Consider the following 13395-nt stretch of genomic DNA (forward strand, 5'->3'; position numbering starts at 1 on the left):
CAAAAGGTAGATTTGATACAGACTTGTTTACCGTATTTTAGCTACTAATTCTTCGAAATCTTCGCGTGAAACACGTGCTTTGGCCTTCACTCTCGAGCGGTAATTATAAATCGTATTCACTGAGTAATGCAGAAGCTCCGCAATCTGTGAACTGTCTTTAATACCCAGACGTATCAGAGCAAAAATCCGCAGTTCCGTATTAAGTAATTCGTCCGGTTTCAAGACGATTTGTTCTTCGGGTAATAATAGTGCATTGAGGGACTCCACGAAGTTCGGGAAAAGATGCAGGAAGGCGGAATCGAAGTTCGCATATAATTCCTGCACTTCGACTGTTACAATATCGTTACTAAGATGAGTCATTTTCAACAGTTCGGCCACTTGTCCTCGTTGCAATTTCTTGTTTACCAGCTTTCTGTATGCCTGCAAACGGTCTACATAGACAGAGCAGAGCTTGAAGAAGCGGGCGATATAGGCTTCTTTAATAAGGTTGGATTCGGAAAGGTCTAAATTTGTGGAACGAAGATGCCGGTTCACCTCTTCCAGTTCTTCATTCAGTGAGAAGAGTCGTTCGTTCACTTCCTGCAATCCTTTCTTGGCAACGGAAAGGGCTTTCATCTGCCGGTAGATGTAGATTAACGCTATCACCAGTAATAACGCAAGCAGGGCTACACATACGATATAAATCAGCAGTTCCTTGTTTTGTTTCCTGATGATATCCTGGTAATTCCCGTTTATCATGGAAAGCGGGGTTATATTCATCCAACTGCGCAACCGCGTTTTATAGAATTGTGATATTTCCCAGGAGAAGTTGATATATGCATACGCACGTTTCAAATCTCCTTTGCCATGCAGTTCCTGTGCCAGTACCATCAACGAGGATTGTTCTTTGATGGCGGAACGTACATCGGAAATAGCGGAAAGAACCAAATAATATAAATGCTCGTCTTTCTTCCCCATACTTTCAAAAAGACGGAAGCGCTGATAGGCCACCAATGCATATTGGGGAGTGCCGAATGGAGATTCCGAAAGCCGCCGGTCACTGAATTCAAGAGCTTCATTATACTTCCCTGCTTCTTTCAGTTGAGTTTCACGCAACCACAGGTAGGTATCCGAAGCGGGTTCCAGAACTACCAGCATGGAATCCCGATAAGCACGGCTCAACTTGAAATAATGCGATGAAAACATCCGGTATCGCGGCTGCGCCGCTCCTGCTTCGGCATATACGTGTTCATAGCATGTATAGTAATATCCCAGAAGAGACTGTGGAAGTGTCCGGCGGTCTATGGAATTAAGTATGTCCGCCGCTTCCATATACATTCCGATGGATGATAACAGATAGGACAGCTCCAACTGAATTTTAAGTTCACGTTCCCTGTCGTTCAACTGCCGTGCCAGTAATTTGTTTTCATTCAGATAATGGAGTGCGGAATCGGAGCTATACGCCTTGTATTCAGAATAAATCCTATCATTCAGATTATATCGTTCGATGGAAACAGGTGGTGTCTTTCCGGCTTCTCTCTTTAGCTCACGAAGCCTGTTCTCCTTAATCTGCACATAAGTATCGGCTTCCTTAATGGTTTTATCAAGTACATTCAGCAGCGAGTCCAAACGCTCATCGGCAAGGACTGAAGAACAAGAAAATAGAAGTAAAAGGTATAACAGGCAGTTCTTTTTCATCGGGCGAACAGACTTTAGTATGTATAAGATTCAAGAGATTGATTAGACAAATGTAGAGAATTTCTTCGTAATCTTACTATAAATAACTCACAAATTACAAAGGTTAATGGTCTATCGCAAAGAAAAAACGGCATAAAATAAGAACTATGTTACAATTCTTTTAAGAAATGAGTTCAAATTATATCCAATCAGGTTTTCATTTTACAAAGAATAAAATGTAACTTTGTAGCCTTTAGATTCTTATCTATTTCTAATATTCAAAATTTGATTAACATGATGAAAAAAGGTCGATTATTAGCGCTAAGCGCTTTGCTGATATTTACATGTACAACTATGAATGCTCAAAAGGTCATAAAACTGTGGGAGACAACTCCACCGACAAGTAATGAAATAACAGAAGCCGAGAAATCTGAGAGGAACGGCAACTGGGTAACTAATGTATCTTCACCTGAATTGACTATTTATCAGGCCAACAAAACAAAAAGCACAGGAATGGCAGTTGTGATATGCCCGGGTGGCGGATATGCCGGACTGGCTATTCAGCACGAAGGCTCGCAGTTTGCAAAATGGCTGAACGGACAAGGGATAACAGCCTTCGTGCTTAAATACCGGATGCCGAACAAACATAAGGAAGTACCATTGGATGATGCACAGCAGGCAATACGTTATGTACGCGAACATGCCAACGAGTTTGGTGTAGATACCAATAAAATAGGCATCGCCGGTTTCTCGGCAGGCGGACATTTGGCAGCTACCGCTTCTACCCACTATACTACAGAAGGAGTAAGCACAAGACCTGATTTCTCCATCCTTTTCTACCCTGTCATAACTATGGAAACAGCCACTCATGGCGGTTCCCGTTCTAACTTACTGGGTGATAAACCTCAGTCTGAAGACATTCAGTTCTTTTCTAACGAGAAGCATGTCAATACAAATACCCCGCCTGCCATCTTGTTATTGAGTGATGATGACAAATCCGTACCTACTACCAATAGCGTACTCTATTATGAATCATTGAAGAAAAACAGTATCCCCGCAACCATGTATATATTTCCCAAAGGTGGTCATGGCTGGGGGATGAATATAGATTTTGAATATCATTCGCAGATGCTTGAGTTGCTTGGTATGTGGCTGAAGTTCACTCGTATAAAATAATACCCAAAGGGCTCCGAACTATTCACCGCAAAAATATCGCTCTCTCCCTTTCTATCCCAATAGCTCTGCATATCTGAACAACCCTCGGATTCATGTAGCGAAAATATTTCTCCAATACATTTTCGCTACATGAATCATAGTCCCATTCAACGATTTCACTCACAATCCAAGTTACAAAATACCTTTTACTCTCTTTCTATTCGTCCAAATATGATTCACACAGAAAATAAACCTCTCCCGACACAAGATATTTGATTTTATTTATATATTTTTGTAGCGTTCTCTCACGCCGATACTCCAGTCGTGGAGTAAGGGAGGGATGGGGGAATGTTTATTTATATTATAAAGAAAGACGTTTACTTGACGTTTTGTCTTTGGCTTATCGAAACTTCGCAACTTTTGAACACTGCCCAAAGCAAAGCAACAGTAGGTGTCTGCGGGATATGTTTATATCTTCTGCTTACCTTTTCATAAGAAAAGGTTTGTGGAATTACTATACATATCGGCGTGGGCTTCTGCGTTGCTCGTTCTGGCAGTGATGGGCAATGCGAAGGCCTCGATAAGCGGGATGAGTGACAGGTACAGATTCCCGCGCTTTTTCTTTATATATATTCATCAATTATTTTAATAAGAACCGTCCGGTTCGGGAATCTGCGGACATTTATAAAACAAAACAATTATGAAGAAGTTGTTTTTAGTATTAGTCACCTTATTCATGGTGGCAGGGGTGAATGTCGCTAACGCACAGACAAAAGATGAAATGAAAGCTTCCCAGGAGCGTATGGAAAAATTGGCAAAACTATGCCAGAAAGAGCCGAAGTCTACCGGAGTAGGTGACGTGGACACCTATGTCAAGAACGTCTATGATGCAGCTATCTTGTCAATGAGCACAACAGAACAATTACAGAATCTGTACTATCGCTCAATAGGTGAGACAAAAGACGGTGTGACAGATGTAAACATCAAAAAACCGACAGTAGAAGAACTGACCGCACTCAGTGTGACCATTGCTGCACAAGCTTTGACAATCAAGGATGCCGCCGGTGCCGCAGATAAAGCTTTATCTGCCTCCAAAGCACAGAAGAATCCGATGAAAGCAGCTAAAATTGCCACAGCTCTAGGGTTTACAAAGGATGCGTATCCTATCTTGGTAGAAGAATCCGCTGCTCAAACAAAGGCCATTGCTGCAATGATAGAAACCGCAAAAACAGCTAAGAACCTATAAACATGCGTTTGAGTTTATTATTCCTAATGTTTGTGTATAGCCTTTATGGCTATACACAAAATCAGGCGGACACACGTCCCGTAGTGGGAGTTGCCAAATTTACGTGCGAAACAGACAGCCGGTTTTCCGGACTAGTCACAGAAAAGGTAGTGGAGATGCTGACCAACACGAAACGTTTTCAGGTAGTAGATCGTACCAGTAACGATAAAGTAAAAGCGGAACTGGAACTACAAAAAAGTGAAGCTTTCATGGACAGCAAGAATCTGGTAGAACAAGATATCGCCATAGCAGCAGAGAAACTGATTACCGGTCATATCAATAAGATCCCTATTTATGCCATGAAGAATGCAGACGGTTCTGTCAAGGGGTATAAAGGAAGCGTTTCTTTCCAAATGAAAGTAGTCGATGTGGCCACAGGATTGAGCACAGAGGCTGTAAGCTTCGACGGTAAAGCGAGTGATCTGATGCTTTCACCGGAAAGTGCCGTCACGCAAGCCATGCAATCATTGCAGGGACAACTGGAAGAATATTTTCGGAAGAATTTCCCTGTTTCCGGCAAGATACTCAAAATTCTGCAAGAAGATAAGACCGGTGCCAAAGTCGTTCTGCTAAATATCGGTAAGAAACAAGGCGTGAAAGAAAGGGATAAATTCATTGTATCTATTGTGGAAATGCTTGAAGGGCAACCTTATCCGAAAGAACTCGGAGAGATAGAAGTACAGAAACTTTCAGGAGAATCTTTCGCCGAATGTAAAGTCCCCAAGAAAATGGGTGGAGAAATAAAAGCCCGTTTCACGGGTAATGAGAAAATTATTTGTAACCTAATTATTGAATAGAATATGTTACGACACTGTTTATTAATTATATGCCTCCTGATTGCATATAATCTTTTCGGACAAAATAAAGTCAATTTTCTGTCCGACGGGCCAAACACATTATCACTCCGTGTAACTGCATACGGAAAAAAAGCAAAGGAAGCGATAGAGAACGCTGAACAGGCAGCAGTCAGAGCAATCCTGTTCAGAGGCATACCGGGCTCCAACCAGGTAGAGAATCCTTTAATTGGCGTAAATGAAGAAAAAATACAGAAAGAACACAAATCTTACTTCAAGGAACTTTTCGAAGAAAAGCGTTGCAGCAGTTTTATCTTATCTACTATACCCGTCTCCAAGTTCTCCAAAGACGCTACAAAAAAGAAATGTATTGTCACAGATATAAAAGTCAATCTTCAGGCTCTGCGCAGTGATTTGGAACAACATAAAGTGATTCGGAAATTCGGGTTTTAATTAAAAATACATGAATATGAGCAAATATATCCTGATGCTTTTACTGCTACTGTCTAACGTAGCAGGAGCTATCGCACAAAATGTAAATACTGTTCAGCCTAAAATTATGGTAATACCTTATACAAAGGAAGGTGAAGATTTACGTACCGTATTGGAGGATGACGTCAACAAAAGAATTACATTGGCAAAAATCAGAGAGGCATTTGATGACCGGGGGTTTACAACCATTGATTTTACCGCACGGTTAAAAGCAATCTCTCAAAATGAAGTCTTTACCGCCGACAATCAAACCGATCTGAAAAGCCAGTTGATAGAAATGTCCGGAGCAGATATTTACGTGGAAGCAGAAATGAATGTCCTTCTATCTTCATCAGGAAACTCTGTGAAGGTGATTGTTACGGCTTATGATGTATCAACGGGAGCATCTTTGGCGAACAAAGTAGGCGATAGCGGAAAATTCTATACGGACGATATTGGAAAACTGGCAAGCAAGTCTATAGGGTCATGTGCTGAGGAATTTCTGAATACTATTCAGACTAAATTCTCCGACATTGTAGAGAACGGACGTTCAGTAATCATTAATTTCGGATTCGACCAGAATTCTTCTTATTCCATGTCTTCAGAAATAGGCGGACAAGGTTTACAATTATCCGACGAGCTGGAAATGTGGATGGAAGAACATGCTTATAAGAATAATTATCACATACAGGGAACGACTGATAAACAAATGATATTCGATGACGTGCGTATTCCCTTGAAAGACCCTAAAAACGGCAATAACTACAACACCAATAAATTTGCTTTAGAAATCTTCAAATTCATGAGAAAACTAGGGCTACAGGTACAGCGTGATATAAAAGGAACAACAATCTATATAACAATTAAATAAGATGGAAAAACTTATCTTATCCTTTTTAATCGGCTTACTAGGCATTTCCTCCACTTATGCCCAGCACGATAATGACATCACAATCGGGATCGTCGTTCCTGAGCAACAAAAGGAAATGGACGCGAACGCTTTCCGTCTACTGGCTACCCGACTAAATGCCGTAATGGGAGCGAACGGTGTATCGTCTGAGACAAACGGGACTTTCGTTATATATCCTGTAGTAAACATACTCGACCAGAAGTTGGTGGAAGGCGGACTACGTAATATAACAATGGTTGAAGTGGAACTTTCACTTTTTGTCAAACAAGTAGTTACTCATACACTTTTCGGTAGCTGTTCCAAAATTTTAAAAGGAAACGGTCGAAACTTATCAGATGCCATACGAAATGCTTTTTCCGGAATGAACACGAGAGATAATGTATATAGCCAGTTCCTGACACAAACGAAGGAAAAAATAGCTAACTATTATCTTGAGAATAAAGCTAATCTATTAAGCCAGGCACATCAATTGGCAGCAAACCAGCAATACGAGCAAGCATTGGCTTTACTGACGACCTTTCCTCAAAATCTGAAAGGAGCAAAAGAGGTGCAGGCAGCAGCCATTGAGATTTATAAAAAATACCAGAATCAAGTCTGCGCCCAAATGATATTAAAGGCTGAAGCTGCTATATCTTTGCAGAATTACGAGGAAGCTGCTTTTATTTTAGCATCTATTGATACAGAATCGGTCTGTCATTCTGATGCCGCGAAATTAATAAAGAAAGTGGAAGATACCATCAAAGCAGACCAAAAAGCCGAACAAGAACTAGAAGAAAAACTATTAAACAAGAAAATAAGTCTGGAGAAAAGACGTATTGATGCCATCAAGGAAATAGCAACTGCTTATTTGAGCAACCAGCCCCAAATCACTTATACACAGATTATCAAATAATTCAATAGCCTTGACTGAATTTTCAATGTTCAGCCAAGGCTATTAATTTCTCTTTATTCATGCAGTCCATGACTGCCCTATCTTTACTCTTCTTCTTTCTTCGACATAATGAAATGAGTCTGATTGCCCCACCCTTCTCTCTTGATGACTCCTTCGGATACAAAAGACTTGAGGTCGGCAAGTGCGGTATTCTTCAGCCGTCCCGTCAGTTGTGTATAAGTAGAACGTGTAATAAAGCCATGTTGCCTGATATATTGCAGGACAATCTTCTTCAAGGTTTCCTTATCCCATTCCCGTGAAGCTCTGAAATCAATGCATTTCTTACGCTCCAAATCCCCGCGAATACCTTCCCGGAAGCTCTTGGAAGCACGGAAGTTCACACCATTGAAAGCAACCGAGCTGGAACGAATATCATTCTTGTCTGCCACCAGACGGGAAGCTTTCACCTTGGCGGAAAAGAAGCCGAACTCACCCAGTTCGACACGGTACCCTTCGCCCAAGTACTGCAAGACGTCATCTTTCAATTCCGTGAGGATGCCGTCTATCACTCCTTCCTTAAATCCGGTTCTCTTGGCGACCATGTGAATCAATCGTTCTGCCGTAATCGTTCCATTATAAACAACGTCAGCATACATCGTTTCTGTTTCCCCTTCTTTTGTAGTCAAGGCAGGTTTCTTCTTTAAGTTGTAATAAGCCATAATCTTATAGTTCTATTTAAGAGTTTTCAGTGCAGCGAATAAGAATTTTGAGTGCAGTAAACTATAATAGTTTATGCATTCGGGTGGTTGTCCCGTTGCAAGGTGACAATAGTCACCCTATAAGCAGACAAATGTCACCTTACAGGATGACATTTGTCACTGCATAAGGTGACCACCTGTGTCTGAAGAGACAAAAACTTGTAAAGGTACAAAATTAATCAGCGAAAAGCAAGAGCAGGTATAATAAAGCTAGATATATAAATGTAATATCATTGTCAAACAACATTTCTTTATACCCCCCCCGAACGGTGGTTTCGCTTTATTTATCAGCATATACTTGGTGAAATAAAAATTAATTCAGTACATTTGTCTACGCCTACATCTATATAGGAAACATGGAAATAAACGAAATACAGTGCATAAAAGAACTACGCAACGGGTCTTACCAGGCTTTCACCCGAATTTATGAAGCCTATGCCGACCGACTTTACAGCTTCGTTCTAAAACAACTTAAAAATCGTTCCCTGGCACAAGATATTGTTCAGGACACTTTTCTACGCCTATGGGACAACCGCGAACAACTGAACTGTTTCGGCAATCTTCAAGCTTTCATCTTCACTATTGCCAAACACCAGGTTATTGACCATTTCCGCCGGCAAGTCAACGAGCTGCAATTCGAGGACTTCATGGATTATTGTGAAAATCAAGCTACCGACGTATCACCGGAAGACATCCTATTATACGACGAATTCCTGCAACAACTGAAGAATTCAAAGAGAGCCCTTTCGCAACGGGAATGTGACATCTATGAATTGAGCAGAGAAAAGCACATGCCTATCAAGCAAATTGCCGAACAACTGGAGCTTTCCGAGCAAACAGTGAAAAACTACCTGACTTCCGCCTTAAAAGTACTTCGCAGCGAAATGCTGAAATACAATATTATCTTCCTGTTCTTTTTATAATATCACTGCCCACAACGCATCATAAGGATGACAAAGCAACATCCTGTCCCACAAAATAATCCGCCCTACTTGATTTTTATGTTATAAAACACAAAGAAATCATAGTACCCTCTTATTTCATTTACGTATAACCAATAGAAATACCCGATAATATGACTGTACGTTTTAAAAATTTATACCGCGAATATATGGGGAAGGGAGTCCCTTCTTCTGATTTTGGAGAGTTCAAGAAAGAACTCGGCAATATGCCTGACGAAGAACTATGGAATACCATGATGGATATGGAAAAAGAATCCGTAACGGAAATCGGGATGCCGCCCATGATGAAAAAGCAGATACGGAAAGAGCTGCATCAGATTATATGGAGACGCCGTTGGATACAGTTTGCCAAGTATGCTGCTGTCATCGCTTTGCTTGTCACTTCTTCTTTCGGCATCTATTCCTTATTCGAGACTCCCGACACGCAGCAGATGATTACCGCCAATGTGAAGCCGGGCAGTAAATCGGAAATCACATTGCCGGACGGGACAAAAGTGCAGTTGAACGGCGCCACTACAATCACATATGATGTGAATAACTCCAGGCAACGACTGGTACATCTTTCGGGGGAAGCCTTTTTCGACGTAGCAAAGAATCCCGACTGTCCTTTCAGAGTGATAGCCAACGGCCTGCAAATAGAAGTACTGGGGACTTCTTTCAATGTAAACACCTATAAGAAGGATATCATCGAAACATCCCTGCTCACCGGACGGATTAAAATATCCGGCGGCTCGCTACCGCAGGAGTATATCCTCACTCCCGGCGAAAAGGCGACCTATTCAGGCACGGACAAGGCACTTAGAATAACGAAAGCCGATGTCCATGTAGAAACCGGATGGTGTGACGATTATCTGATATTCGATTCCGAACCTCTGATTGATGTTATCGAAGAGATAGAGAGATGGTACGGAGTGGAGATAGAGCTAAGATACCCGCAAATCGGACAGGATTTACTGTCCGGCTCTTTCCGCCATGAAAGCATACAGAATGTAATCCGGTCACTGAGCCTGCAATACAAGTTCAGATATGAGATACACAAAGATAAAATCACTATTTATTAACCCATTGAAAGAAAGGAGCCTATGGAGAACAGCCGGTAATTATATAAAAAAACAACCAAAGAATCGCCCAATCCTTTGGTTGTATGTAAGTCGATAAAATTAATCCATTAAACATGAAAAATAGTATCAACTATGAATTACACAAAGTTAATTTATTCCTTTAGAAAGAGGAGACAGAATCTCCTTATTTTTAGAAACTTTACCATTTTATTTCTTGCGCTGGTTTTATTGCCCGCAGGGGTATTGGCGCAAAAAGGAAATGTGTCGGTGAATATCAACAATGGCACGGTGAAAACGTTTATAAAGGAACTTGAGAAGCAAACCCGGTATACGTTTGTCTACCGCAACAATGTGCTCAACGACCAGGCGAAAGTAACTGTCAATTGTCAGAATAAGCCTATCGACCAGATATTGTCACAGGTATTCACGCCGATGAATATATCCTGGTCGCTCAATAACAATACCATCGTACTGGTAAAGAAAGAAGCGCCACAAAAGAAAAGTGAGAAGAAGACCCTCAAAGGTACGGTGACCGACAGCAGAGGTGAGCCAATCATCGGCGCCAACGTGATACAGGAAGGTGGCGTCGGAACCATTACGGATGTGGACGGAAACTTCACTGTTACCGCAGACCCGGCAAAGCCGTTGAATATATCCTATATCGGGTATAAGAAAAAGGCAATCCGCATCGGGGCTTCCCCGACCATCCACATTGCACTGGAAGAAGACGCGCACGTGATGGATGAAGTAATTGTCATCGGATATGGCTCGAAAACCAAACGGGATGTCACTTCTTCCATCGGTACGTACAAACCGGGAGAAATCAATGTACGCCAGGCATTGGGAGTGGACGAGCTGTTGCAGGGACGTGTCTCCGGTGTCAACATCACCTCGGCATCCGGTGTGCCGGGAAGCAAGAACCGGGTAAGCATCCGGGGAATCGGGTCTATCACCGCAGGCAATGAGCCTTTGTATGTGATTGACGGAGTGCCTATCAACAATACTTCGGGAGATACCGGAGCATGGGGAGCGCAGTCAATGAACGGTCTTAATGATTTCAACCCTGCCGACGTGGAGTCCATACAGATTCTGAAAGACGCCGCTTCCGCCGCTATCTACGGTTCACGTGCTACGAACGGTGTAATTCTGATTACGACCAAGAAAGGAAGCAAAGGTCAGGCAAAGGTGAGCATCGACACGAATGTCAGCTTCTCCAACCTGACAAGAACCGACAAACTCGACATGGCGGATACCGACCTTTTCCTGGAAGTATTGAATGAAGCCATTGACAATTATAATCTCCAGACGAACAGTACGCAAAGCCGCATCGACAATCCGGCTCCGGGAAAGGCACAGACCAATTGGCTTGATTTGGTACTTCGTACAGCAGTCACTTACACTACTACGGCTTCCGTATCCGGCGGGACGGATAAAACCAACTATTACCTGTCAGCCAATTACAAGCATAATGAGGGGGTGATTATCAATAATCAGCTCAAACGGTATAACTTGAAAGTCAACTTGGACACGGAAATCAAGAAATGGTTGAAAGTGGGTACTTCGCTGAACTTGAGCTATTCACGCAATAACCGTGTGCCTACCGGTTATAATATCGGTACGAGCGTAATAACCCGCGCCATCGAACAGCGTCCCTGGGATTCTCCTTACCGTCCCGACGGAGAGTATGCCGTAGGCGGAACGGAACTTGCCAATCACAACCCGATACAAGCGCTCAACGAAGAAGATGTATATATCGACAACTACCGCGCCCTTGGTTCGCTCTATATGCTGTTCAACATCACGAAAGACTTGAACTTCAAGACAACTCTCGGAGAGGACTTCAACTACAAAGAGGAGCATATTTACTATACAGACAAGCATCCGTATGGCAACAAGGTAGGCAAGCTGATTGACGGACGAAACTCCTACGCAAGTACTTTGTGGGAAAACGTGCTGACTTACAAGCATTCATTCGAGGAAGATTTCTCACTGGATGTCATGCTGGGACATTCCATACAGAAAGACGTATCGTCCTCGTCCGCACAGACGGGCATCGGATTTCCTTCTCCCTCTTTCGATGTGAATTCCGTTGCCGCCGAATTCGCAGATGTAAGCACAGGACTTTCATCGTTCCTGCTTCAGTCATTCTTCGGCCGTGTGAGCTTGAACTATAAAAACCGCTATCTGCTGACCGGAACGATGCGTGCGGACGGTTCTTCCAAATTTATATCCAACAACCGTTACGGATATTTCCCATCGGTCAGCGCCGGATGGAACTTGGGAGAAGAATCCTGGTGGAAATTTCCGCAGACAGATGTCAAGTTACGTGCCAGTTGGGGTTGCACGGGTAATCAAGGCGGTATCGGTTCTTATGCCTATCAGGCACTGGCCGGCGGCGGTTACAACTACAACGGAGAGAATGGTCTGGGACTGACTACCGCAGGCAATCGCGACCTTAAATGGGAGAAAGCACAGCAAGGGGATATCGGTGTAGACCTTTCATTCTTCAAAGGAGCTGTCACGTTCACAGCGGACGCATTTATAAAGGATACGAAGGATTTGCTTTATCAGAAGCCCACTCCTGCCACATCGGGTTATACGAGCCAGGTATGCAATATCGGTTCCATGCGTAACAAAGGACTTGAATTTACCTTGGGAGCCAATTTAGGCAAAGGGGCTTTCTCGTGGCATTCAGACTTTAATATCTCTTTCATCAGGAACAAGCTGACCGCCCTTCTCGACAACAACGAGATATTGACGACTAGTTCCATGCACGCCCTGAAAGTAGGCGAACCGATAGGTTCTTTCTATATGATTAAATGGAAAGGAATTTACCAGTCGGACGACGAAATCCCTGCCAAGATTTACGAACAGGGCGTAAGAGCCGGAGACTGTATCTACGAAGATGTGGACGGCAATGACGTCATCGACGAGAAGGACAAGCAGTTTGTAGGTTCTGCCAATCCCAAATTCACCGGTGGCTTCAACAATACATTCAAATATAAAGGGCTTGACCTGAGCGTATTCTTTACCTTCTCATCAGGGAATAAGCTGTATGAGCTTTGGACGGGTGGTCTGCGAATGGGCAACGGCACATGGCCGATACTGAAATCTTCCGCAGAATCCCGCTGGACAGAGCCGGGAAGTACGAACAAGAATCCGCGTGCCATCTACGGCTATACATGGAACTCGACAAAATTTGTCAATACCCGGATGCTGCACGACGCGTCCTATATCCGATGCCGCACCGCTTCTATCGGTTATAGCCTGCCAAAAAGCTGGATTAACCGGATACATATTGATAATCTCCGTGTCTATTTCCAGGCCGACAACCTTTTCGTAATCACAAAATGGCCGTACCTGGACCCGGAAGTTAATGTAAGCCTTAGCGCCACCAATATGGGATACGATTATCTCTATCCCTCACAGCCGCGTACGTTTACAATAGGTGTAAATCTTAAATTCTAACAGC

11 protein-coding genes are annotated in these 13395 nt (G+C 42.9%); 9 read left to right on the forward strand and 2 right to left on the reverse strand.

The annotated features are described in order from the left end of the window. Positions 1-27 precede the first annotated feature (27 nt). Positions 28-1677, reverse strand: coding sequence for a DUF6377 domain-containing protein (locus BQ7997_RS13925; RefSeq protein ID WP_073346936.1), 1650 nt, complete (start codon positions 1675-1677; stop codon positions 28-30). Between the two features lie 273 nt (positions 1678-1950). Here BQ7997_RS13925 and BQ7997_RS13930 point away from each other — a divergent pair, with 273 nt between their 5' ends. The 6 genes from BQ7997_RS13930 (at position 1951) to BQ7997_RS13955 (ending at position 7163) form a co-directional block, all read left to right on the forward strand. Then, on the forward strand, positions 1951-2832 hold the full coding sequence (locus BQ7997_RS13930) for an alpha/beta hydrolase (protein WP_083589241.1): 882 nt from the start codon (positions 1951-1953) through the stop codon (positions 2830-2832). Between the two features lie 679 nt (positions 2833-3511). Further along, the gene (locus BQ7997_RS13935; protein ID WP_044656881.1) at positions 3512-4057 is read left to right on the forward strand and encodes a hypothetical protein; all 546 of its coding nucleotides are present in this window, start codon (positions 3512-3514) and stop codon (positions 4055-4057) included. Between the two features lie 2 nt (positions 4058-4059). Continuing rightward, positions 4060-4893 carry a CsgG/HfaB family protein gene (locus BQ7997_RS13940; RefSeq protein WP_073346937.1) on the forward strand — a complete coding sequence of 278 codons (834 nt, stop codon included), beginning with the start codon at positions 4060-4062 and terminating at the stop codon, positions 4891-4893. A 3-nt stretch (positions 4894-4896) separates the two neighbouring features. Next, positions 4897-5343 carry a hypothetical protein gene (locus tag BQ7997_RS13945; protein ID WP_073346938.1) on the forward strand — a complete coding sequence of 149 codons (447 nt, stop codon included), beginning with the start codon at positions 4897-4899 and terminating at the stop codon, positions 5341-5343. A 16-nt stretch (positions 5344-5359) separates the two neighbouring features. Next, positions 5360-6232 carry a DUF6175 family protein gene (locus BQ7997_RS13950; RefSeq protein WP_073347428.1) on the forward strand — a complete coding sequence of 291 codons (873 nt, stop codon included), beginning with the start codon at positions 5360-5362 and terminating at the stop codon, positions 6230-6232. A 1-nt stretch (position 6233) separates the two neighbouring features. Beyond that, positions 6234-7163 (forward strand): hypothetical protein, encoded by a 930-nt coding sequence (locus tag BQ7997_RS13955; protein WP_073346939.1) that lies wholly within the window; start codon positions 6234-6236, stop codon positions 7161-7163. Between the two features lie 83 nt (positions 7164-7246). Here BQ7997_RS13955 and BQ7997_RS13960 read toward each other — a convergent pair whose 3' ends face one another. Then, entirely contained in the window at positions 7247-7861 is a 615-nt protein-coding gene (locus BQ7997_RS13960) for an HU family DNA-binding protein (RefSeq protein WP_073346940.1), read from the reverse strand. Positions 7862-8256: 395 nt separating this feature from the next. On the opposite strand from BQ7997_RS13960, the gene BQ7997_RS13965 reads away from it, so the two are divergent. From BQ7997_RS13965 to BQ7997_RS13975, 3 genes are all read left to right on the forward strand, one after another. Beyond that, the gene (locus tag BQ7997_RS13965; protein WP_022137098.1) at positions 8257-8823 is read left to right on the forward strand and encodes an RNA polymerase sigma factor; all 567 of its coding nucleotides are present in this window, start codon (positions 8257-8259) and stop codon (positions 8821-8823) included. 152 nt (positions 8824-8975) lie between these two features. Beyond that, entirely contained in the window at positions 8976-9923 is a 948-nt protein-coding gene (locus tag BQ7997_RS13970; RefSeq protein WP_073346941.1) for a FecR family protein, read from the forward strand. Between the two features lie 132 nt (positions 9924-10055). Beyond that, entirely contained in the window at positions 10056-13391 is a 3336-nt protein-coding gene (locus BQ7997_RS13975) for a TonB-dependent receptor (RefSeq protein ID WP_073346942.1), read from the forward strand. The last annotated feature ends 4 nt before the right edge of the window (positions 13392-13395 follow it).

This window comes from Bacteroides congonensis (genome assembly GCF_900130125.1).
In the GTDB taxonomy this organism is placed as follows: Bacteria; Bacteroidota; Bacteroidia; order Bacteroidales; family Bacteroidaceae; genus Bacteroides; species Bacteroides congonensis.